Source organism: Dokdonia sp. Dokd-P16 (genome assembly GCF_003095655.1).
Lineage (GTDB): Bacteria > Bacteroidota > Bacteroidia > Flavobacteriales > Flavobacteriaceae > Dokdonia.
This window is the reverse complement of sequence record NZ_CP029151.1, coordinates 688,219-709,551: the sequence shown is the minus strand read 5'-3', so window position 1 is coordinate 709,551 and position 21,333 is coordinate 688,219. Positions and strand designations below refer to the sequence as shown.

The window sequence follows — 21,333 nt, the reverse complement described above, 5'->3', positions numbered from 1 at the left end:
AAGTTACATAGGGGTAGTATTTTAAATTTTTAAAAAAAAGGGAGGCGATGATTAATGTTTCACAAAAAACTCCATATAAAAAATGAAGATTGCCATTACAAATATGAAGTAGCCAAAACCTCTTTTTAATTTGTCTCCATCTATAAAATTACTGAGGTAACTGCCTATAAAAATCCCTATAAATGATATGCCTGTAAATATGGAAAGAAATAGCCAATCTATATTCATGGTTAATGCATCTCCTAGAAAGAAGCCCATTAATGATTTAAAAGCGATAATGATTAAAGAAGTACCTACCGCAACTTTCATTTCTACATTTGCTAGTATAACAAGAGCGGGAATAATGAGAAAACCTCCTCCAGCGCCTATCATTCCAGTAATACCTCCTACGATGAGGCCTTCTATTAAAATAAGTGAGTAATTGTATGTGACAGTACCGTCCCCTTTTTGTTTATTATCCTTTCTTTTTTTGAGCATAGAAAAGGCTGCAGGAATCATTAGTACCGCAAAGAGGCCAAACATTGCCATCCTACGTGTAAACTCAAAATCGCCCGTGGTAAATAAAATATCTGGTAATGCAGGTACTACATAATGTCTCACAACGGTAACTCCTACAATAGCGGGTAGTCCAAAAACAATTGCCGTTCTCCAGTCTACATAGCCTTTAAGGTGTTGTTTAAAACCACCTACAAGCGCACTTGCTCCTACAATAAATAACGAATATGCAGTAGCAACCTTTTCATTTACAGAAAATAAGTAAGCTAGAACAGGAACGGCGAGTATAGAACCACCACCACCTATTAAACCTAAAGAAATGCCGATGATTAAGGCGCTTATATATCCAAGTATTTCTAGTATCTCCATTATAAACTACTTTGTATTGAGAGACAAAAATAGACTTGCTATAACGACCTAGGTGTAACCCAAGTTACTTAAGGGTTATAAATCTATAATTTGGATATTATTTCTGTGTAATTCAATTTTTCCTAAGTTCTCTAATTTTTTAAGAAGTCTTGATACCACTACTCTTGAGGTGTGTAATTCATAAGCGATCTCTTGATGTGTGTTATGAATAATTTGTTCATCGTTTACTCTCGCCTTTTCTTTCAAGTAGTTTAAGAGGCGTTCATCCATGTTATCAAAAGCGATACTGTCAAGAGTTTGTAATAACTCGTTAAGGCGGTTGTGGTAACTCTCAAAAACAAAATTTCTCCAAGACTTGTACTTAGCCGTCCATTCTTCCATTTTCTGTACAGGCACCATAATGAGCTTGGTGTCTGTCTCTGCAATTGCTCCTATTTCACTCTTAGTCTGCCCCATGCAACAAGTCATTGTCATAGAGCAGGTATCTCCTTTTTCTAGATAGTAGAGGAGAAGCTCGTCTCCATTTTTATCTTCTCTCAATACTTTTATTACCCCAGAGACCAGTAGCGGCATTCCTTTTACATAGCCACCTATTTCCATGAGTTTAAAACCTTCAGGAACCTCCTTGTAAGTGCCTACCTGGAGTATTTCATTGATAAGTGCATCTTCAAAGAGATGACCGTAACTGGCTTTTAGTTCTTGAATCATTATGCGGCTTTTTTAAGAATGTTAGGGTCATATTTAAAAAAGAAATGAGCCCAAATAGATTTTGATACGGCTCCTATGTATGGCATTGTGATGATTAATGCAATGACGATACTCGTTAGAATACCTGTAGGTCCAAAATCTAAACCAAAAATAAGGGTTAAAACATAAACGGCCACGGCAACCGCAATACCTACACCGTAAGATACGTACATAGAGCCTGTATAAAAACTAGGTTCAATGCTGTATTTTAATTGGCATTTAGGACAGTTCTTTTTAACCTTATTCATGTTAGAAAGCTTATAAGGGTGTGCTTCCAGAAATTCGCCTTCTCTGCATTGAGGACACTTTAAAAATAAGATGCTATATATTATCGATTTACCCATGGACAATTAAGTTTTTTATGTAAAATTAAACCTATTAAAATATGCTCACGGTAACTTATGTTACATACTGTAGTATTTGAAATTAGTTATCTTCATCAAAGAGATTAATTAGAGTTGCGCAAACCACCTAGGTTAAACATGGATTATTAATAAGATATATTAATGTTGTAGTTACGCTTTCGCGAAAGCTAATTTTAAGATAATAAAGTTTAACCTTTGGTATTTATACTATACAAAAGATGAATGAAGAGAAATTTACACTAGAAAAGCATTACATAAATCGTAGTGGCTGGCTTAGAGCTGGAGTCTTAGGCGCAAATGATGGGATTTTATCTACTGCAAGTATCATTATAGGTGTTGCTGCTGCTAGTAGTACTCGGGAGCCAGTACTAATCGCCGGTGTTGCAGGCTTAGTTGCAGGCGCATTGTCTATGGCAGCTGGTGAGTATGTATCTGTTAGTTCGCAAACAGATGTAGAGAAGTCTGATCTTGCTCGAGAGCAACAAGAACTTATAGATACTCCAGATGAAGAGCTGCTAGAACTTGCCAAAATTTATGAGAGTCGCGGTCTTACAGTTGAGACAGCTCTAGAGGTCGCCACCCAATTAACAGCTCATAATGCCTTAGAAGCACATGCAAGAGATGAACTTGGGATACATGAAATGACGGAGGCAAAACCATTGCAAGCAGCACTTTCTTCTGGTGTAGCTTTTACAGTAGGTGGTTTTTTGCCAGTGCTAGTGGGATTCTTAGCCCCTTTAGAGTGGATGGAGTATATTCAATATGTAGCTGCGATCATGTTTTTAATCATATTAGGAATAGTAGCTGCTAGAGCTGGAGGGTCTAACCCTATAAAGGCTGTGCTCAGAATTACATTTTGGGGAACGCTAGCTATGGGGTTGACAGCTGTTATTGGACATTTATTTAATATAAATATTGCTTAGTATGATCGTGTTATGTAAAACGCTTTCTAGCGATAGGCAAGCGAAAACTGGAGCGTGTAAAAGAATCTTAAAGTTTAATAATGACTAATTTATTTCTACACGACAAATTCAGTTTTAATAATGAAGATTTACTGTGTGGACTACCAGCAACGCTATGTGAGGACATTACTAAAAATTGCGTTGTAAGTTTTTTTAAGGCAGGAGAACTCATTTTTAAAGAAGGTGATAGACCAGAAGGTATATATAGAATTAATGATGGGAAAGTAAAGAAGTTTACAGATACTCATCTTAGGAGTGAACATATTTTCTATATCTGTAAGGAAGGTGAGTACTTAGGTTATCATGCATTATTGAGTGAGGAGCTATATCCAGATTCGGCAGCGGCTCTTACAGATTGCGAGGTGGTATTTATATCCAAGGAAGACTTTATGAACGCTGTAGATAAGTCGCATGAATTATCACGACGCTTATTAAAAAATTTGAGCCACGAGTTTGGGGTTTTTCTTAATGCTACAAGAATTCTTGCAAAGTATACAGTAAGGGAGCGCACAGCCTTAAACCTTCTTGTTTTAGAAAGTAAGTTTAAACAGAGCGAGAACTTAGAAACAGAAATTAGTATTCATAGAGAAGACCTGGCAAGTATGGTGGGTACCGCGATGGAGTCTGTCGTGAGAATGCTTAAAGATTTTAAAGAAGAAAACCTTATTACAACAAAGCGAAGTAGCATTTTTATTAAAGATTATAATGGTCTAGTCAAAGTAGCAAACTTTAGCTGAATATGTATGCCTGCAAGTTGATAAATGTCAATGTAAGATGTGCAATTAGAATACGTTTAATAGATTATATTATCTCAATTATGAAACTATGAAAAAAATTTTATCAATATTAATAATTGTCATTGCTTCTGTAGTGACTGCAAGTGCTCAAGAATGGCAAACTGATTTTGTAAAAGCAAAAGCTATTGCATTAAAAGAAAGCAAGCCCATAGTTCTCGTTTTTCAGGGCTCAGATTGGTGTGCACCTTGTATAAAGCTTGATCGTGAAGTCTGGAGTACAGATGCTTTTAAAAATTATGCAAAAGGACATTATGTAATGCTTCAAGCAGATTTTCCTAGAAGGAAAAATAATGCATTATCAGAGAGTCAAGTTAAGGCAAATGCTCATCTAGCAGAAACATATAATACAAACGGGATATTTCCATTTGTAGTGGTGCTAGATGGTAAGGGTAAAGTACTAGGAGAGACTAGTTATAAAAAGACCACGCCAGAAAACTATATCAAGGAATTAAATGCATTTACAAAATAATTTGAAAGTACAAATCACTTTGCTGGTCGTGCTGTTTTCTATGCTATGCTCAGCACAACAGCCATATAAACGTACGCTCAAGCTTATGGGGAGTCGTTTTGATATAACAGTGGTGGCAAATGATGAAGCACAAGGCAATGCAAGCATAGCTGTTGCCATAGCCGAAATCACAAGAATAGAAAAACTCATTTCCTCTTGGGATCCAAATTCTGAAACTTCTAGCATTAATAGAAACGCGGGAATTAAACCTGTGCGCGTAGATACAGAGTTATTCAATTTAATAGAAAGAGCAATCAAGATTTCAAAACTTACTGATGGAGCTTTTGATATTAGTTATGCGTCAATGGATCGTATTTGGAAGTTTGATGGCAGTATGGACGTAATGCCTTCAGAAGTTGAAATTATGACCTCTGTAGCAAAGGTGGGATTCAATAATATTGTGTTAGATAAAAATGAGAGTACCGTATTCCTCAAACTAGAAGGAATGAAAATTGGTTTTGGAGGTATAGGTAAAGGTTATGCGGCAGATAAGGCAAAAGCGTTACTTATTGCGCAAGGAGTGCCTTCTGGAATTATAAACGCATCTGGAGACATGAACACCTGGGGGAAGCAACCAAATGGAAGCGAGTGGAAAGTCGCCATTACAAACCCAATGAATAAAAATAAAGTATTTGCATTACTACCTATAACAGACGGTGCCGTAGTAACTTCTGGTAATTATGAGAAGTTTGTAAACTTTAATGGTAAAAGATACACGCATATTATAGACCCACGATCAGGATACCCCTCTAGCGGTATTATTAGTGTTACAGTTTTTGCGCCTACAGCAGAGCTTGCAGATGCTCTTGCGACTTCTGTATTTGTAATGGGTAAAGAAGCGGGTCTAGATAGAATAAATCAGTTGCCAAAGATAGAATGCATTATCATAGATGATAGAGGAGTTATTACCAAGTCCAAGAATATTGAAATAGATAAAATATGATTAAAAAAATAGTGTGTACTGCACTTATAGCTATTAGTTTAACTAGCTGTGTTGTAGTTAAGGAATATGAAAAGGTCAATATAAACGACCCAGACATGATTCTTTCAGAAAAGAAATGTGACCGTAATGTGACAACGGCACATTCTTATAGAGAAGCAGCGGTAGGTGCAAATGGAGGAAAAACAGGAGGAGGCTGCGGCTGTAACTAATATGATAAATCACTTGAAAAAAATAATTCTCTGTATGTGTGTATTCGCTTTCGCGAAAGCGCATTCTCAAACAGCACAAGACGAAACAAAAGTTTACAAAAAACGTGTACTAGAAACTACAGAAGTAGACTTCCTGACAAGCTACTATTCTCAAGATGGAGATAATGCTGCGGTGAGTGGAGGTATAGGTTCTGAGGAGTTGACAGATGTCATAGGAACCTTTGTAATTTCTATTCCATTAAACGACGATGATGTACTTACTATTGATGCTGGAGTTTCTGCATATACCTCTGCATCATCTAGTAACGTAGGGCCTTTTGACGGAGGAGGGCTAGCAGATCCTTTCCAGGCTTCCTCTGGAGCATCTAGTGGTGATTTATGGGCAAATATAACGGGAAGCTATAGTCACAGCTCAGACGATAGAAATGATATCTGGTCTGCAAAGCTATCTGTATCTTCTGAGTATGATTACTTTTCTGTAGGTGTAGGTGGTAGTTATACAAAACTCTTTAATGAGAAAAATACCGAGCTAAGTGTAAACGGAAACGTTTATATTGATACATGGAATGCTATTTACCCAACAGAGTTAAGACCTTTTGGAGAAGGTGGTGACGGCTTAAATAATAGATTATTTACAGAAAATACCATTACTGGTAATACTAATTATAACCCTAGATTTACGGAGTTTGATAGTGAGGGACGTAACTCTTACTCATTAGGTTTTGGATTATCACAGATACTTCATAAAAATGTACAAGGATCACTTGCCATAGATTTTGTGCAACAAGATGGTTTACTATCTACGCCTTTCCAAAGGGTTTATTTTGGTGATGTACAAAACTCATTTATAGAAAATTTTCAACTGGCAGATGCTATTGAGCGTTTGCCGGATACTAGATTTAAAGTAGCTGCTGGTGGTCGTTTAAATTGGTTTGTTAATGAGACTGTTTCTGTGCGCACCTATTATCGTTATTACTTTGATGACTGGGGCATAAATTCACATACTGCAAGTGTAGAAATCCCTATAAAGATTACAAATAAGTTTACCATCTATCCGTCATATAGATTTTACAATCAGACGGCGGCAGACTACTTTAGGCCTTATGAGGAGGCTTTATCTACAGATGAGTTTTATACTTCTGATTATGATCTTTCAGAATATTCGGCAAATCAATTTGGTTTTGGTGTTTCATACACAGATATTTTTGCAAAAGCTCATATCTGGAAACTAGGACTTAAGAGCATAGATTTAAAGTTTTATAGATATGATAGAGACACCACTTTTAGCTCCAGTATCATTACCGCAGGTTTTAAGTTTGTGATGGATTAGATTGTAAAGTATCTTCGCGCGTTCATGTAAGTGCGCGTTACGTACTAAAACAATAAAAAATAATGGAAATTAATCCTACAGAAATTGTCGGTTACTTAGCAAGTCTTTTTGTATTGCTATCATTTTTAAATAAAGATTTACGCAAGTTGCGTATTGTAAACTCTATAGGTTGTGCATTATTTGTAACGTATGGAGTGTTATTAGGTAGTATTCCTATCATTATTACTAATCTTGCAATACTATTTGTAAACGGATATTACCTGTTTATAAAGAAAGACTAAGGTATCTAACTGTGTTACAGTGCTTATGATAAAAAGAGTGAAGAATAGCTTAAGCTACGCTTTTTTCATCTAAAGTTGCATAATATTGAGTATAAATTTGCGTAAATCCTTGTAAATTAGTATGGGTTCGCTTATATTCGCCAAAATTTGAAATACTGTATGAAATTAATGGAAGAAGCGGTGGCTTTTGAAAATGCTTCAATGAGCAATATGTCCACCAGTGATCGCGTTGCTGCTTCAAGAGAGGCTAAACGACTCATTCTTGCACTGAATGAGATTTTTAAAGAGACAAAAGACTCTGAAATAATGGACGCCATGAAGCGTCTCACCGAAAAGAAAAAAAAGATAGAAAAACGCTTGAAGGGTAGACCTGATAGTATGTAAAATAAAAGAGGCCTCACTTGTGACGGTCTCTTTTTTATTGAACCCCTTTTTAAGCGTGTGGCTATGCAACCAGACAACTTTACAAACGAATTTTTTGGTATCGGGATACAGAATGGTAAGACACCAGAGAATCTAGGTGTTTTATGGCGCTCTGCTCAAAATCTAGGTGCTAGTTTTATTTTTACCATAGGCAATAGATATGCAAAGCAATCTAGTGATACGCATAATGCGGTAAAAGCAATGCCGTATTATCATTATGATACCTTTGACGACTTTTTTAAGCACCTTCCTAAGGGTGTACGCATTGTAGGAGTAGAGCTTGATGATCGAGCAGAGACGCTAGAAAGCTTTCATCATCCGCGTCGTTGTGTCTACTTACTGGGTGCAGAGGATCATGGTCTTACTAATGAGGCAATAGAAAAGTCTCACTTTCTTATAAAATTCCCATCTACATTGAGTCTCAATGTTTCGGTGGCGGGAAGTATTGTACTATATGATAGAACTAGGGATAAGCCTAGATCTTAGCGAGTTTCGCTTTCGCGAAAGCGTACTTATACAATTTGTAAACTTCAATTATATATTTATTCATCTATTACCTCAGTTCTCACTGAGGAGCAAGCGCAACGTGGCAAATTAAAGTATCTTTGCTTAAAATAAATTATTATGTCTCATAAAGCAGGATTTGTAAACATCATCGGTAACCCTAACGTGGGTAAAAGTACGCTTATGAATGCCTTTGTAGGCGAGCGTCTTAGTATCATTACCTCAAAAGCGCAGACTACACGTCACCGTATTTTAGGTATTGTAAATGGGGAGGATTTCCAGATGCTATTAAGCGATACGCCTGGTATTATAAAGCCAGCATATGAGTTACAGGCTTCTATGATGGACTTTGTAAAAAGTGCTTTTGAAGATGCAGATGTGCTTTTATACATTGTAGAGCTTGGTGAGAAGGAACTTAAGGATGAGGCATTCTTTAATAAAATACGCGGTTCAAAAATTCCTGTTTTATTACTTATAAATAAAATAGATAAAGGAAACGAAGAGACACTAGCAGAGGCTTTAAAGTTATGGTCTGAAAAAGTGCCAAATGCTGAGGTGTTTGCTATATCTGCACTCGAGAGCTTTGGTGTGCCACAGGTATTCAATAGAATTATTGAGCTCTTGCCAGAGTCGCCAGCTTTTTATCCTAAGGACCAACTTACAGATAAGCCAGAGCGCTTTTTTGTAAACGAGATCATCCGTGAGAAAATCTTGATGCACTACAAGAAGGAAATTCCTTATGCTGTAGAGATTGATACAGAAGATTTCTTTGAAGAGGATGAGATCATCCGCATGCGATCAGTCATTATGGTGGAGCGTGATAGCCAGAAAGGAATTATTATAGGGCATAAAGGAACTGCTCTAAAAAGAGTAGGTGTAGAGGCTAGAAAGGACTTGCAGAAGTTCTTTGGCAAGCAGGTGCACATTGAGCTTTATGTGAAGGTGAATAAGAACTGGAGAAGTAATTCTAACCAGCTTAAGCGTTTTGGTTATAACCAGAAGTAATATGAGTACGCTTTCGCGAAAGCGTAAGTTTACAAAGCATTACGGCCACACCGATTGATTCATGAATAGAAAACTTAAAAATAGCGAACTCAACCGAAAATCTGTTTCTGATTTTAAGGAGGCAGAGAAGACGCCCATAATTATTGTTCTAGATAATATACGTAGTCTTAATAATGTAGGGTCCGTTTTCAGAACTTCAGATGCTTTTCTTGTAGAGAAAATCTATCTCTGTGGCATTACTGCAACGCCACCGCATCGCGATATACAAAAGACAGCCCTAGGAGCAACAGATGCTGTGGCTTGGGAATATGTAGAAGACAGTGTTGCTCTAGTGAAGCAATTAAAAGAGGATGGTGTTTATGTGTGTGCCATAGAGCAAGCAGAAGGAGCAGTGATGCTTGATAAATTTATGCCTACTACTGGTGAAAAGTATGCCGTTGTTTTTGGCAACGAAGTAAAAGGTGTTCAGCAAGAAATTGTGTCTTTAAGTGATACGGTGATTGAAATCCCACAATTGGGTACAAAGCATTCTCTTAATATTTCTGTGAGCGCGGGAGTGGTTATTTGGGACCTATTCAGCAAGTTAGGGGTTTCTTAATGATTTGTTAAGCTGTTATTTAACAGTGGATTAAGAGTGTAGCTTTATATTTTGTTTATCTTTATGTAATAAAAACTAAACAAGATGTCAAAATTCACAATGCCTATCAGATTTGCTTTTGCAATGAGTGGTGGCCTCATAGCGTACTTCTTAGTACTTTCCTTATTTAACTTACATACTAATGTGCTATTCTCACTTTTTAATGGAGTGATTGTAGGTTTTGGGATTTACGAGGTTATTAAGTATACACAAATCAAAAACGGAGCTACATACAGCTATACCGACGGTATGGTAAATGGAGTTGTCTCGGGATTTGTAGCAACCATCATTTTTACAGGGTTTTTTGCATTATATGCAGGAAACATAAATCCAGAATTTCTAGATGGATTAATAGGTCCTTGGGAGCAGACATATAATACAAGTATAGGTTCTGTGGTGTTTACAGTAGCGATTGCAGGTTTTGCAACTGCGGTATGCTTATCACTTTGTTTTATGCAGTTGTTTAAGCCAAGTTGGAATACAGAAGGAACTAAGAAAGTATTAAAGGAGAGAGGTGACTCTGTGCGAGGATAAGTACTCAAAGTAAAAACAAAAAAACCGCCAATTGGCGGTTTTTAGTATTTTAAAGCGTAAGCGCTTAGTTTACTCTAGTGAATGTTACGATTGCCGTTCCATCAATGTTATAATCTATACCTTCTGGAAATTCAAATCCTGCAGGAATAGCATCTGCAAAATCACTTTCTATTCTTAGCGTACTTGAGTTAAGTAGTGTAATTGTAGATGTAGATTCTTCTGCATTTCCAGAGAAAAATTCATTATCAATATCGGCAGTAGTTATTCCAGAAGCTGTTAGTTGGTCACCATTAATGCTCCATTCTCCGTTTGTGTTTACTTCAGAAACAGTTGAATTTTGAGCAGAAATGGCTTCACCATTTACAGTTCCAGTAATAGTAAGATCATAAGAACCATTTGCTACTAGTGTGTTGTCTTCGTTAAAAGTTACGTTGTAGTCAAAGTTAGAGCCTTCTCCATCGCCTTGAGAATTTATTGTTTGACCACCAAATGTTACTGTTGTTTCGGTGTTGTATGTAAACTCAGTCATAGACCATTCTCCTACAATAAGATTTGTGTCAACATCTGGAGCGTCATCTGTTGAGCAAGAAGCAAGTGTAAATGTTAAGATAATTAATGTGATGATTGATTTTAAATGTTTCATTGTTAATTGATTGATTAGTTAAGTGGGCGAAAATATCTCTACAATCGTTAAAATGCAAATAAAAACGTTAAAATTATTTATATTTTTAGGGTTGTGTTCCTTGTGATAGCATTATTCTGTTGTTAAATAGGTGTTTGTTGTTTGAGCTTTGTAAGAATGAGACGTGGTGCCGGGTGATTATTGTAAGTTCATTTTAGAATTTCTGTAAGAATGTATTTGTAGAGTGATATTATTATATAAAAACAAATGATGCTTATTGTAAATCTTAAGATAAATAGTATATTTGCACCCGCTTAAACTGAGAGGTTTGGGCTATTATTAGTGTAATAACAATATTTAATTAATCGCTATGTACGCAATTGTAGAGATAGCAGGGCAGCAATTTAAAGTTGCAAAAGACCAAAAAGTCTTTGTTAACCGCCTATCTACCGAAGAAGGAAAAACTGTCGATTTCGACAAAGTACTTTTGGTAGGAGACGGATCTAACATCACTTTAGGCGCCCCAGCTATAGACGGAGCTCTAGTAGGAGCAAAAGTCTTAAGACACCTTAAAGGTGACAAAGTAATCGTTTTCAAGAAGAAAAGACGTAAAGGATACCGTGTAAAAAACGGACACCGCCAGTCTCTTACTGAAATCGTAATTGAAAGTATCGCTACTTCTGGAGCAAAGAAAGCTGCTCCTAAGAAAGAAGAGAAAAAAGCTGAACCTAAAGCTGCTGCTCCTGTAAAGGAAACTGCTCCTAAGGCTGATGCAAAAAAATCTTCTAAAGCAGACGATCTTAAAAAAGTAGAAGGTATCGGACCTAAAATTGCTGAAACTCTTGTAGAGGCAGGAATTTCAACTTTTGCAGAACTTGCAAAAACTGATGCTGCTAAGATTTCTGAAATTATCGCAGGTGTACGTGGAAATCACGTAACTGACACATGGCCAGCACAAGCACAACTTGCTGCAGATGGTAAGTGGGATGAGCTTAAGAAATGGCAAGACGAATTAGACGGTGGTAAAGCTTAATCGCTATACTATCAAGTATAACTTATAAAACCGAAACAAGATGGCTCACAAAAAAGGAGTTGGTAGTTCTAAAAACGGTCGCGAATCAGAATCAAAACGCTTAGGTGTTAAGATCTTTGGAGGACAAGCTGCAATCGCAGGGAACATCATCGTACGTCAAAGAGGTAATACGCATCACCCAGGTGAGAACGTATACGGAGGAAAAGATCACACACTACACGCAAGAGTAGATGGTGTTGTAAAATTCCAAAAGAAAAGAGATAACAAATCTTACGTTTCTATCGTGCCTTTTGAGGCATAATAAACGAGGATAGTTTCTCAATTATCATATAAAACCCTTACCGCAATGCGGTAAGGGTTTTCTTGGTTATACTCAGTTTAACAAGTGTTTATAGTTTTGGTATATTGTTTGATGCGTTACGTAAAATGCATTAAATGAGATTTTTATTAGGTTTACTCTGTGTAGTTGTTTTGCAATCATGTTTTCCAGTGGCAATAGCTCCTGACCTCAGTAATGGTTCTATTAAAAAAGCTAAGAAGTTTAATAAAAAGCTGCCTAAGAGGTATTCATACATCTTTACAGACCCAAAAGATGCAGATGAGTTTTATACTTATGTAAATACAAAGTATGACCTACAGCACAACTATGTAGAAGATAATGTGCCAGTAGTACTTGATGGAAATAATTATTATATCTCGTTTTATGAAGTGAGTAAGAATACAAAAACTGTCAATTTACTAAGACCCTTAGCAAATAAGATGTTGGAGGAAAACGGGATAGGTCCTGTATTTGATGACGATCCTGTTAGAATTTATGGCGACACATGGTATATCGCGCTTCTTATCACAGATGAGGACTTTAATGATGGTCTTAATCCATCATATGTAAATTTTGAAAGGGTAGAAGAGTTTGCCTCTTCTTTGCATGCAGAGTATTATAGTATGCGCAACTACAAGCAGGCTGTTTTAACTGTAAAAAATGATTAGTGATTAATCTTGCAAAAGTCTATCTGTTCCTAGGTATCCATCATCCTTGTTGTAATACCAGGCGCGATTTTTAGGCATTTTAATACCTTCGATGAGAGCTATGTCATCAAGAAGAATATACTCACCTGTAGTCTCATCGGTGCCTTTGAAAAATTGATATACTTCTAGGGCATACGTAGATGGGTTAAAGTAAAATTGCCAAACATCTGAACCAACAGCTTCGTCATAGGTCACCTGTACCATGATGTATTTTTTTCCTTTAAAAGTGACATTTTTTACCATGGGATCTATTTGAGTTCCTGGATCATGTAGCTTCATAGGAAGTCCGTACAAATAGGAATAGTAATCGCGATACATTCTTGTTCTCTCGCACTCTTTGCTATTAGTAGTTGTAGTGGTTACTTCTCCAGTCTCATCTGTATATTTACAAGTGTCACTGCTTATCTCCCTAAACGAAGTTGTCTCTTCTTGTTCAGTGGTGAGATTAAAATATTCATTGGGAATGTCTAGTGTGATAACGCTCTTTCTAGAAGCTTTTTCTGGCATATCAAGTGCCAAGGTAAATTCCCCTTGAAAAGTTGACCAATTACCATTAGGGTCATGAAATGCTATTGATTTTTTAATAATCTCAGCACCTGTAACAGGTCTCAAAGATTGTGCAGTTGCAAAGTCCGCTTTCGCGAAAGCGAGACAAAAAACAATACTAGTTATTAATAATTTTTTCATACCTATGTTTTGAAGATGAAGATACACATTGCTTTTTGGATTATCCTAACTAACTTTAGTATGCTCTTAACAGCACAGCAAGCAGATAAACCCTACTTTGAAAGTATGACAGAGAAAGATGTAATACCTACTGAGGATGCAGTGCTCAACCTTGAGAATAAAGTAATTCCTAAAGAAATTTATGATGAAGCTATACTTGCTTTGGAGCACTACCCAGAATTGTGGAACACTGCAATAACTTTTCAGTTTAAAGACAATATAAAAAAGTCGACAATGCAGGCACAACCGCGTTGGGCTAGTTTTTTAAAGTCTCGTAAAAAACGTGAATACATTATACTTATATCAAGAACGATACAAATAGATCAAGATGAACTTAGTTTTTCTGAAGTGCCAAGCGATGTAGTTACTGGATGGTTGGGGCATGAGCTAGGTCATGTAATGGATTATAGAGAGCGCTCCGGCTTTGGAATGTTAGTTTTTGGGGTGAAGTATTTATATTCTGGCGCTCATATTAAAGAAGTAGAACGTACTGCAGATGTATATGCGATTACGCATGGAATGGGGACTTATATTTTAAAAACTAAGAATTTTATACTAGACCATGCAAATATATCTGAGGCTTATAAAGAGCGTCTGCGCAGTCTATATATGTCTCCCGAAGAGGTTGTGCATTTATTAGAAGAGCATTAATGCGTACTAAATTAAGTACATTTGAAACGGCTATAACTTTGAGGTTATAGCCGTTTTTTTTATAAAATTTAGGTGAAATTATTGTTCAGAAACAAATTTTTCAAAGGCTTCAAATTTTTCTTCATCCATCACTTTTTCCATTTTTACTTGACCTCCTTTTTTCTTGTTTTGACCACTCCATTCGTGAAAAATATTAGGGTCAATAGTTGTGACTTTTACTCCTTTGAGAGATTTCCCTCTTGCCACTTTGTAATTTTTATTTGCTTCTTTTAAGCTTTTGTCTAGTGCCTCTGCAAGTTCGCTTTCATTTGTAGTTGCTGTTGTGCCTATATACCAGCAGTGGTAAAACTCTCCATCTATCTTTTTTGCACTCAATGTAAATTCAGGGATTTCAATATCAAATTGTTCTTCAAGTTCTCTCAGGGCTACTTCCATTTTATTTACAGAAAGTTGAGAGCCTACTACGTTTAAGAAAAACTTAGTACGTCCTGTTATTTTGATTTCTGCTCTTTCAACATCAGTAAATGCGATGGTGTCGCCTATAAGATATCTCCATGCGCCAGAAACTGTACTTATAATAAGCACATAGTCTACATCTGTTTTCACTTCTTTTAAAGTGAGAGATGGTGCATCTTGTGATAACGAGCCATCGTCATTTATATATTCAGGAGTAAAGGGTACAAATTCAAAGTAAATTCCAGCGTTTGTAGAAAGCTTCATAGAGGAAGTCTCAGGCCTGCTCTGGTAAGCCATAAACCCTTCTGATGCTAGGTATGTGTCAATAACAGTAATATCTCTTCCTAGAAGTTGTCTAAAGCTTTTTTCGTAAGGTTTAAAGGCTACACCACCACTTGTAAAAACTTGCAAATTAGGCCAGATCTCATGGATATTTTTTACATCATGATAAGCAATTACTTCTTTAAGCATAAGCTCCATCCATGATGGGATGCCGCTTAGCGCGCCTATGTCCCAATTTTTGGCTCTTTCTGCAATGGTTTTTACGCGTTCATCCCAGTTTTCAATTTTGGCGATATCTTCTCCTGGCTTGTAGAATCCTTTAAACCAAAAAGGGATATTACTCGCTGTAATACCACTTATTTCACCCTCAAGAAATTCGTCATGTTCGATAAGATCTGTGGAGCTACCTAGAGCCATTACTTCTTTATCAAAAAAATCTGTTGGTAAATCATAATGAGCTAGTGCAGATACTTGAGCAAGACTGGTGCTTCTTATGGCAGCAACCATTTCTTCGGTAACTGGAATTCTTTTGCTTGTCTTTCCAGTGGTGCCACTAGAAAGTGCAAAGTAGTGAGGTTTTCCAGGCCATGTTATGTCTTCTAGTCCATGTTTTATGCGATCCCACCACATGCTGTCCATCTGGTTATAATCATGGTAAGGAACCATTTTTGAAAAGGCAGTGGCTTGATCTTCTTCCTCTAGTAATTGAGAAAATCCATAATACTTTCCAAAGGCAGTATTCTTTGCAGTATCTAGCATATCTGCTAGAACTTGTTCCTGCTCTTGAATAGGATTAATGTCTGAGGATAATGTATCCTTTAAGTCAATTGCACTTTTTATTATAGATCCTAGAATAGCCATGGTTGTGATTTTTTTTACAAATATGTTAATTCTCATTATAAAGTTAATATAGATTGTAGCAAGTTTAACCCGATGTTAAGGAAGAATTGTGAAAAGAAATAGCCACTCTTTGCAGAGTGGCTATTGATATTATTAGATTTTATAAAAACCTAACCACAATCGCCTATGCGATCCCAGCTAGTTGATAAACGTTCATAAAGTCCGCCTTGGTAGGTTACAAAATCACCTACACTATAACTTTTATTACCATTGTATGCTGGCACACCTTCGCATATATCTGCAGGTGGTTGATTGCTTCCGCAAGGACCTAGGTTTGTCCAACCACCATTTACACGTTCATAAAGATTGCCTTGGTAAGTCACTTGGTTGCCTATAGTATAATTCGTGTTGCTATTGTATGCAGCTACACCATCACAAATGTCTCCACTATTACCTCCGTCGCCACCATCACCTGGGTACATAATATTGATGCCAGTAATGTCACCATTAGAGAGTGCTGTGCGGTTTGTAGTATATGTAGAACCATCTTTTTTTGTGATGGTAGGTTGGCCATTTTTACTAAAAGCAAAAGAGCTGTAAAGCATTACAGAATTAAAGTCAAGCTGGGCTGTATATTCTGTTCCATCTTGTCCTTGTGCAACATATGTTAGAAAATTATAATCCACTCCATCTTGTACATTGTTTAGGTTGATGGTGAGGTAGTCATCACGATCTGCGCGACTTTGTTCGTGCCATAAACCTACGGCATGACCTATTTCATGAATGGTGCTACCTGTAGAGCAACCGCTTGCAAGTGTGATGTCTTGGCGGCCACCTATTCTTCCTACATACGAAGAACAACCACTCCCAGGAGTGAAGTAAACATAGTCAGCCTGATTTGTACGTTGTACAAAACGTACAGAAGTACTCGCTTCCCAGTTTGCTATGGCATTTATAACACGAGCTTGATTAGGAAGACTAGGGTTTATAGCATAATAAACAGTATTATTTGCCCATTTTCCTCCTGTACGGCCAGTGCTGCGAGTAGCATCTGTACTTTCTTGAAGTTGGTCTTTTGAGAAGATAATATCTCCTTCAAAGACATAGGTGTCATTTATTGTTGCCACTTCTAGACTATGTAAGCCGTAAAAGAGGTTTTGTGATTTTCCTTTTTGACCTGGGAAAGCTTCTTCTGCTTTCTCGATGTCATTTGATTGTATTTCTGCAGTGGTAGTTTCTTCGCTATTTTCATTAATGTCTTCTTTCTCACAAGAATTAAAAAGACATAATGATAAGGCGCAGGCGACTGCTAGATGAAAATTTTTCATAATTGGATTTTAAATTAAAAAGGTTAATTCCAAAATCACTTATCGCGGCCGCAGAAAGTTGTCTTGAATGTTTGTATGATTACAGTAAAAAAAAATACTGTTATGGTTACAAATATTTAAACGTGAGAAAATTCTTATTGGATTATATGAATTTTGTTAAAAAATATAGATTACTGATTGATAGATGTTTAAATTGAATAATCGTTAAAATTTTAACATTTAACGTGGATTTGTGAGAAGATGTAGCGCTTAAAATGAGCACTTATTTTAAGTACAAGCAATTATATTGATAATCAATAATGCCTTTTCCTGCATTAAGTACATCTGCTCCTAGAATTCCATGGACAGGTTCGGCATCATGATTTTTCAGTGCTGTATTTACATGTGACATATCAAAGAGGACGATGTCTAGTTTTTTGTATTCCCATTTTTGAATGGTAATGGTGTTTTTTCGCGAAAGCTTAGTAATCATATCTGTTGCACCAGCACCTGCTGCGAGAATCTCACTATCTTCTGAAAGTAGCCCAAACAACTCTGCAAACTCAAAATCTATGCACGAACTAGAAGCTCCTGTATCAAGTATGAATGATCCTTCTACACCATTAATGTTTGCTTTCATTTCAAGATGATTAGTCACGGTAGGGAAGAGGCGTGAACGGCAGTATTTTTTTGAAAGTAAAAACTCGCGTAATGAAGGCATATTTATCAATGTATTACTCAAAAATACTACAATCCTATAGATTTACAGCTTTGTAAACCATAGCTCAGGTTTATGTGTTTTCCCTTCTCTCTTTTCGACACACTAGCTATTTTTGTGATCTATGAATTTTACAGATACCCATACCCATTTATACAGCGAGTCTTTTGATGAAGATCAGGACGTGATGATACAACGAGCAATTGACGCTGGTGTAAATAGATTTTTTATTCCTGCGATAGACTCTGAATATACAGAACGTATGTATGCATTAGAAAAAAACTATCCAGATCATATGTTTTTAATGGCGGGTCTGCATCCTACACATGTTAAGGAGAACTACGAAGAAGAACTGGCACATGTGGAAGCACAATTTGCCGCTCGTGATTTTTATGCAGTAGGGGAGATAGGGATAGATTTGTATTGGGATAAGTCTACACTTGAAATTCAACAAGATGCATTCAAGAGGCAAATTCAACTAGCTAAAAAATATAAAAAACCTATCGTTATACACTGTAGAGAAGCTTTTGATGAAGTTTTTGAAGTGTTAGAAAGTGAGAAAGGAGATGATCTCTTTGGGATTTTTCACTGCTTTTCTGGAACTAAAGAACAAGCAGAGCAGGCTATCAGCTATAACATGAAACTTGGGATAGGTGGCGTAGCAACCTTTAAAAATGGTAAGATAGATAAGTTTCTTGCAGAGATACCGCTATCTCATATTGTATTAGAAACAGATGCACCATATTTAAGCCCTGTGCCGTATCGTGGTAAACGCAATGAGAGTAGCTATGTGGTTTTGGTAGCTGAAAAGTTGGCGACAATTTATCAAAAACCTTTAGATGAAATCGCTGCAATAACTACGAGTAACGCAGATGCAGTGTTTTTTACAAAGCGTGCATAGTATCTTCTTGTAAATAGTAGATGAAGACTCAAAATATTTTGTTCTTTTGTGACAAACAATCCAGACTATTTTGAATAGATACGATCATATACGACCTTATAATGATAATGAAGTAAATCAGGCATTACTTCACGCAGCAAGACATCCTATGTTTAGGATTTTACTGCAATTTACATTTCCAGATAAAACACAAGAAGAAATTGTAGAAGTACTTAGTGCCTGCTTTTCCATAGCCGACTTTCAAGAAAAAGTTATCTATAAATCGGTAACAAATTTACTTGATAAAAGTGCTGAGAATTTTACGTGTAGTGGGTTTGATACGCTTTCGCGAAAGCGGTCTTATCTATACCTGTCAAACCATCGTGATATTGTACTTGATACGTCATTACTTAATATGACGCTTATAGATCACGGTCTTATTACTACAGCCTCTGCCATAGGTGATAATCTTGTGCAAAAAGACTTTTTAATGGAGCTATCTAAGCTCAATAGGAATTTCTTAGTGCAAAGAGGGCAGTCACCTCGAGAGATGTTAATGAGCTCAAAGTTACTGTCAGAGTATATAAAACACTTGCTAGTAGAGAATAGATCCGTGTGGGTAGCCCAGCGAGAAGGAAGAACCAAAGACGGACTTGATAAAACACAACAAGGTGTACTCAAGATGATCACCATTGCTCGTGGCAAGACGCCACTAATGGAGTACCTCAAAGAACTCAACATAGTAGGAGTTGCCATCTCTTATGAGTATGATCCTACAGATATTTTGAAGGTCCCAGAAATTGTAGCAAAACAAGAAAATGTACCTTACATAAAAACAGCAAACGAAGATTTTAATAGCATCCTAAAAGGTGCGCTAGGTAATAAACGCAATATTCATATTGCAGCGGCACCTATGCCAGAGGAAATTTATGATCAAATTGCTCAGGATTATGCAAGTGATAATGACAAGTTGCAAGCATTTGCCAGTGCGCTAGATACTATCATATGGAAAAACTACAAGTTGTGGCCATCTAATTATATAGCATACGATTTATATTACAAGAGTGATAAGTATAGTGCTCATTATGATGAGAAAGAATTACGTCATTTTGAACGTAGATTAGAAGTACGAGTAGATACAGAAAAGCAGATAGAGGTAGATAGCTTCTTATTAATGTATGCAAACCCAGTAGTACAATCAGAAAAAGTATGAGCAAGGCTAAAATTCTCTTAATATACACAGGTGGAACCATAGGTATGATCAAAGATTATGAAACGGGAGCTTTGAAGGCCTTCAACTTTGATGAGTTGCTTGAAAAAATCCCTGAGCTTAGATTACTAGATTGTGATATAAGCACCGCCTCATTTGATACAGTGATAGATTCGTCAAACATGAATCCTACCTACTGGAACGAGCTTTGCGATTTCATTAAAGAGGGTTACGATACCTATGATGGTTTTGTAGTGCTGCATGGTAGTGATACTATGAGTTATAGTGCATCTGCCATAAGTTTTATGCTAGAAAATCTTTCTAAACCTGTGGTGTTTACTGGCTCGCAGCTACCTATAGGAGACTTACGCACAGATGCAAAGGAAAATTTAATTACTGCAGTTCAAGTAGCTGCTTTGAGAAAACGTAATAAACCGCTCATAACTGAAGTGTGTCTCTATTTTGAGTACAAACTTTATAGAGCAAATCGCACCTCAAAAATAAGTGCCGAAAATTTTGAAGCATTTACGTCTCCTAATTATCCAGAACTCCTCACCTCAGGAGTACATCTTACTATAAACGAAGACGCACTTTGGAAACCGAATAAAAAAGCACTTAAAGTTCACAGAACATTAGTTACAGAGATTCTACTACTTAAAATATATCCTGGTATTTCGCAGTGCTTAGTAGAAGCAATGCTTAATGTTCCTTGTACACGTGGCGTGGTGCTAGAAACCTTCGGGGCAGGAAACACTTCTACGCAACCCTGGTTTCTAGATGCTCTTAAAGCAACTATCAAACGAGGAGTTCCTATCGTAAATATCACACAGTGTATCTCTGGCAGCGTGAACATGGGCAATTATGAGACTAGTGTCGCATTAAAGAAGATGGGCGTTATTAATGGAGGCGACATGACTACAGAAGCAGCCACCACAAAGATGATGTATTTACTAGGGCAGGAGCTGGGACCTAAAGTATTTAAAACAGTCTTTGAAACTTCTTTACGAGGAGAGCTCACATAAAGTGTGTAACTCTTGAATGAGTTATTATTTTTTTGTTATTTCGCAATCCTTTAGAAAGTGTATGATTTATACGCTTTCGCGAAAATTTGAAACACCTACAACAGTGATTTGTAATCAGATGTCGTTAAGGATGAATAGATGTAGAGCACTCGCTTTACAACAAAAATAGAGAGGTGGCCGAGTGGCTTAAGGCGCACGCCTGGAAAGCGTGTATACGGCAACGTATCGAGGGTTCGAATCCCTTCCTCTCTGCTGTAAGTGCTATACGTTTAAGTATAGCACTTTTTTTATGACATATATATTATACGTTTACATCTCTAATATAGGTGGTAGTATTTAGGATCTTACCAATCACACTCTAAAGTAGTTTCTTAAGCTGGTGGTAAGTATGTGTGGAGTATGTGAGTCTTAATTGAAAAATTTTCTTCAAAACAATTAGTTGTCAATTTTC

27 protein-coding genes and 1 tRNA gene are annotated in these 21,333 nt (G+C 36.7%); 20 read left to right on the top strand and 8 right to left on the bottom strand.

Annotated elements, in window-relative coordinates:
• Nucleotides 1–51: 51 nt before the first annotated feature.
• The 3 genes from DCS32_RS03235 to DCS32_RS03225 all read right to left on the bottom strand — a co-directional run bounded on the left by DCS32_RS03235 (nt 52) and on the right by DCS32_RS03225 (nt 1,859).
• Nucleotides 52–864: a sulfite exporter TauE/SafE family protein gene (locus DCS32_RS03235; RefSeq protein WP_108876966.1), complete on the bottom strand. Its 813-nt coding sequence runs from the start codon at nt 862–864 to the stop codon at nt 52–54.
• A gap of 75 nt (nt 865–939) precedes the next feature.
• A complete protein-coding gene (locus DCS32_RS03230; protein ID WP_108876965.1) occupies nt 940–1,572 on the bottom strand; it encodes a Crp/Fnr family transcriptional regulator in 633 nt (210 codons plus the stop codon).
• Nucleotides 1,572–1,859, bottom strand: a complete 288-nt coding sequence (locus DCS32_RS03225) for a DUF983 domain-containing protein (RefSeq protein ID WP_239057556.1) — start codon at nt 1,857–1,859, stop codon at nt 1,572–1,574. The genes DCS32_RS03230 and DCS32_RS03225 overlap by 1 nt, the downstream gene beginning before the upstream one ends.
• A gap of 335 nt (nt 1,860–2,194) precedes the next feature.
• Here DCS32_RS03225 and DCS32_RS03220 point away from each other — a divergent pair, with 335 nt between their 5' ends.
• The 12 genes from DCS32_RS03220 to DCS32_RS03165 all read left to right on the top strand — a co-directional run bounded on the left by DCS32_RS03220 (nt 2,195) and on the right by DCS32_RS03165 (nt 10,109).
• On the top strand, nt 2,195–2,899 hold the full coding sequence (locus DCS32_RS03220) for a VIT family protein (RefSeq protein ID WP_108876963.1): 705 nt from the start codon (nt 2,195–2,197) through the stop codon (nt 2,897–2,899).
• 80 nt (nt 2,900–2,979) lie between these two features.
• Entirely contained in the window at nt 2,980–3,675 is a 696-nt protein-coding gene (locus DCS32_RS03215; protein WP_108876962.1) for a Crp/Fnr family transcriptional regulator, read from the top strand.
• Between the two features lie 88 nt (nt 3,676–3,763).
• Nucleotides 3,764–4,204, top strand: a complete 441-nt coding sequence (locus tag DCS32_RS03210; RefSeq protein WP_108876961.1) for a thioredoxin family protein — start codon at nt 3,764–3,766, stop codon at nt 4,202–4,204.
• Nucleotides 4,188–5,186, top strand: a complete 999-nt coding sequence (locus tag DCS32_RS03205) for an FAD:protein FMN transferase (protein ID WP_108876960.1) — start codon at nt 4,188–4,190, stop codon at nt 5,184–5,186. The genes DCS32_RS03210 and DCS32_RS03205 overlap by 17 nt, the downstream gene beginning before the upstream one ends.
• Nucleotides 5,183–5,395, top strand: coding sequence for a DUF4266 domain-containing protein (locus tag DCS32_RS03200; RefSeq protein WP_108876959.1), 213 nt, complete (start codon nt 5,183–5,185; stop codon nt 5,393–5,395). The genes DCS32_RS03205 and DCS32_RS03200 overlap by 4 nt, the downstream gene beginning before the upstream one ends.
• A 34-nt stretch (nt 5,396–5,429) precedes the next feature.
• On the top strand, nt 5,430–6,725 hold the full coding sequence (locus tag DCS32_RS03195; RefSeq protein WP_239057555.1) for a DUF3570 domain-containing protein: 1,296 nt from the start codon (nt 5,430–5,432) through the stop codon (nt 6,723–6,725).
• A 62-nt stretch (nt 6,726–6,787) separates the two neighbouring features.
• Entirely contained in the window at nt 6,788–7,006 is a 219-nt protein-coding gene (locus tag DCS32_RS03190; protein WP_204161796.1) for a YgjV family protein, read from the top strand.
• 159 nt (nt 7,007–7,165) lie between these two features.
• Complete coding sequence (locus DCS32_RS03185) at nt 7,166–7,390, top strand: hypothetical protein (RefSeq protein ID WP_013751231.1); 225 nt, start codon at nt 7,166–7,168, stop codon at nt 7,388–7,390.
• A gap of 63 nt (nt 7,391–7,453) precedes the next feature.
• Nucleotides 7,454–7,915 (top strand): RNA methyltransferase, encoded by a 462-nt coding sequence (locus DCS32_RS03180; protein WP_108876957.1) that lies wholly within the window; start codon nt 7,454–7,456, stop codon nt 7,913–7,915.
• A 138-nt stretch (nt 7,916–8,053) separates the two neighbouring features.
• Nucleotides 8,054–8,938, top strand: a complete 885-nt coding sequence (gene era / locus DCS32_RS03175; protein WP_108876956.1) for a GTPase Era — start codon at nt 8,054–8,056, stop codon at nt 8,936–8,938.
• A 61-nt stretch (nt 8,939–8,999) separates the two neighbouring features.
• A complete protein-coding gene (locus DCS32_RS03170; protein ID WP_108876955.1) occupies nt 9,000–9,536 on the top strand; it encodes an RNA methyltransferase in 537 nt (178 codons plus the stop codon).
• A gap of 84 nt (nt 9,537–9,620) precedes the next feature.
• A complete protein-coding gene (locus DCS32_RS03165; RefSeq protein WP_108876954.1) occupies nt 9,621–10,109 on the top strand; it encodes a DUF4199 domain-containing protein in 489 nt (162 codons plus the stop codon).
• A 64-nt stretch (nt 10,110–10,173) separates the two neighbouring features.
• Here the strand turns inward: DCS32_RS03165 and DCS32_RS03160 are convergent, their stop codons facing one another.
• Complete coding sequence (locus DCS32_RS03160) at nt 10,174–10,752, bottom strand: lipocalin family protein (RefSeq protein ID WP_108876953.1); 579 nt, start codon at nt 10,750–10,752, stop codon at nt 10,174–10,176.
• A gap of 349 nt (nt 10,753–11,101) precedes the next feature.
• Between DCS32_RS03160 and rplU the strand changes: the two genes are divergently transcribed.
• From rplU to DCS32_RS03145, 3 genes are all read left to right on the top strand, one after another.
• Complete coding sequence (gene rplU / locus DCS32_RS03155; protein WP_108876952.1) at nt 11,102–11,764, top strand: 50S ribosomal protein L21; 663 nt, start codon at nt 11,102–11,104, stop codon at nt 11,762–11,764.
• A gap of 40 nt (nt 11,765–11,804) precedes the next feature.
• On the top strand, nt 11,805–12,065 hold the full coding sequence (rpmA, locus tag DCS32_RS03150) for a 50S ribosomal protein L27 (RefSeq protein ID WP_013751238.1): 261 nt from the start codon (nt 11,805–11,807) through the stop codon (nt 12,063–12,065).
• Nucleotides 12,066–12,199: 134 nt separating this feature from the next.
• Complete coding sequence (locus DCS32_RS03145; protein ID WP_108876951.1) at nt 12,200–12,751, top strand: hypothetical protein; 552 nt, start codon at nt 12,200–12,202, stop codon at nt 12,749–12,751.
• A gap of 3 nt (nt 12,752–12,754) precedes the next feature.
• Here the strand turns inward: DCS32_RS03145 and DCS32_RS03140 are convergent, their stop codons facing one another.
• Nucleotides 12,755–13,477, bottom strand: a complete 723-nt coding sequence (locus tag DCS32_RS03140; RefSeq protein WP_108876950.1) for a DUF6503 family protein — start codon at nt 13,475–13,477, stop codon at nt 12,755–12,757.
• 60 nt (nt 13,478–13,537) lie between these two features.
• On the opposite strand from DCS32_RS03140, the gene DCS32_RS03135 reads away from it, so the two are divergent.
• A complete protein-coding gene (locus DCS32_RS03135) occupies nt 13,538–14,167 on the top strand; it encodes a hypothetical protein (protein WP_239057554.1) in 630 nt (209 codons plus the stop codon).
• 78 nt (nt 14,168–14,245) lie between these two features.
• Here the strand turns inward: DCS32_RS03135 and DCS32_RS03130 are convergent, their stop codons facing one another.
• The 3 genes from DCS32_RS03130 to DCS32_RS03120 form a co-directional block, all read right to left on the bottom strand.
• The gene (locus tag DCS32_RS03130) at nt 14,246–15,766 is read right to left on the bottom strand and encodes a GH3 auxin-responsive promoter family protein (RefSeq protein ID WP_108876948.1); all 1,521 of its coding nucleotides are present in this window, start codon (nt 15,764–15,766) and stop codon (nt 14,246–14,248) included.
• Between the two features lie 149 nt (nt 15,767–15,915).
• Nucleotides 15,916–17,073 (bottom strand): M12 family metallopeptidase, encoded by a 1,158-nt coding sequence (locus DCS32_RS03125; RefSeq protein WP_108876947.1) that lies wholly within the window; start codon nt 17,071–17,073, stop codon nt 15,916–15,918.
• Nucleotides 17,074–17,335: 262 nt separating this feature from the next.
• The gene (locus tag DCS32_RS03120) at nt 17,336–17,773 is read right to left on the bottom strand and encodes a retropepsin-like aspartic protease (RefSeq protein WP_108876946.1); all 438 of its coding nucleotides are present in this window, start codon (nt 17,771–17,773) and stop codon (nt 17,336–17,338) included.
• A 121-nt stretch (nt 17,774–17,894) separates the two neighbouring features.
• On the opposite strand from DCS32_RS03120, the gene DCS32_RS03115 reads away from it, so the two are divergent.
• From DCS32_RS03115 to DCS32_RS03100, 4 genes are all read left to right on the top strand, one after another.
• On the top strand, nt 17,895–18,671 hold the full coding sequence (locus DCS32_RS03115; protein WP_108876945.1) for a TatD family hydrolase: 777 nt from the start codon (nt 17,895–17,897) through the stop codon (nt 18,669–18,671).
• A 70-nt stretch (nt 18,672–18,741) separates the two neighbouring features.
• A complete protein-coding gene (locus DCS32_RS03110) occupies nt 18,742–19,863 on the top strand; it encodes a glycerol acyltransferase (RefSeq protein ID WP_108876944.1) in 1,122 nt (373 codons plus the stop codon).
• Nucleotides 19,860–20,882, top strand: coding sequence for an asparaginase (locus DCS32_RS03105; protein WP_108876943.1), 1,023 nt, complete (start codon nt 19,860–19,862; stop codon nt 20,880–20,882). The genes DCS32_RS03110 and DCS32_RS03105 overlap by 4 nt, the downstream gene beginning before the upstream one ends.
• 167 nt (nt 20,883–21,049) lie before the next feature.
• Nucleotides 21,050–21,134, top strand: a tRNA-Ser gene (locus DCS32_RS03100).
• Nucleotides 21,135–21,333 lie beyond the last annotated feature (199 nt).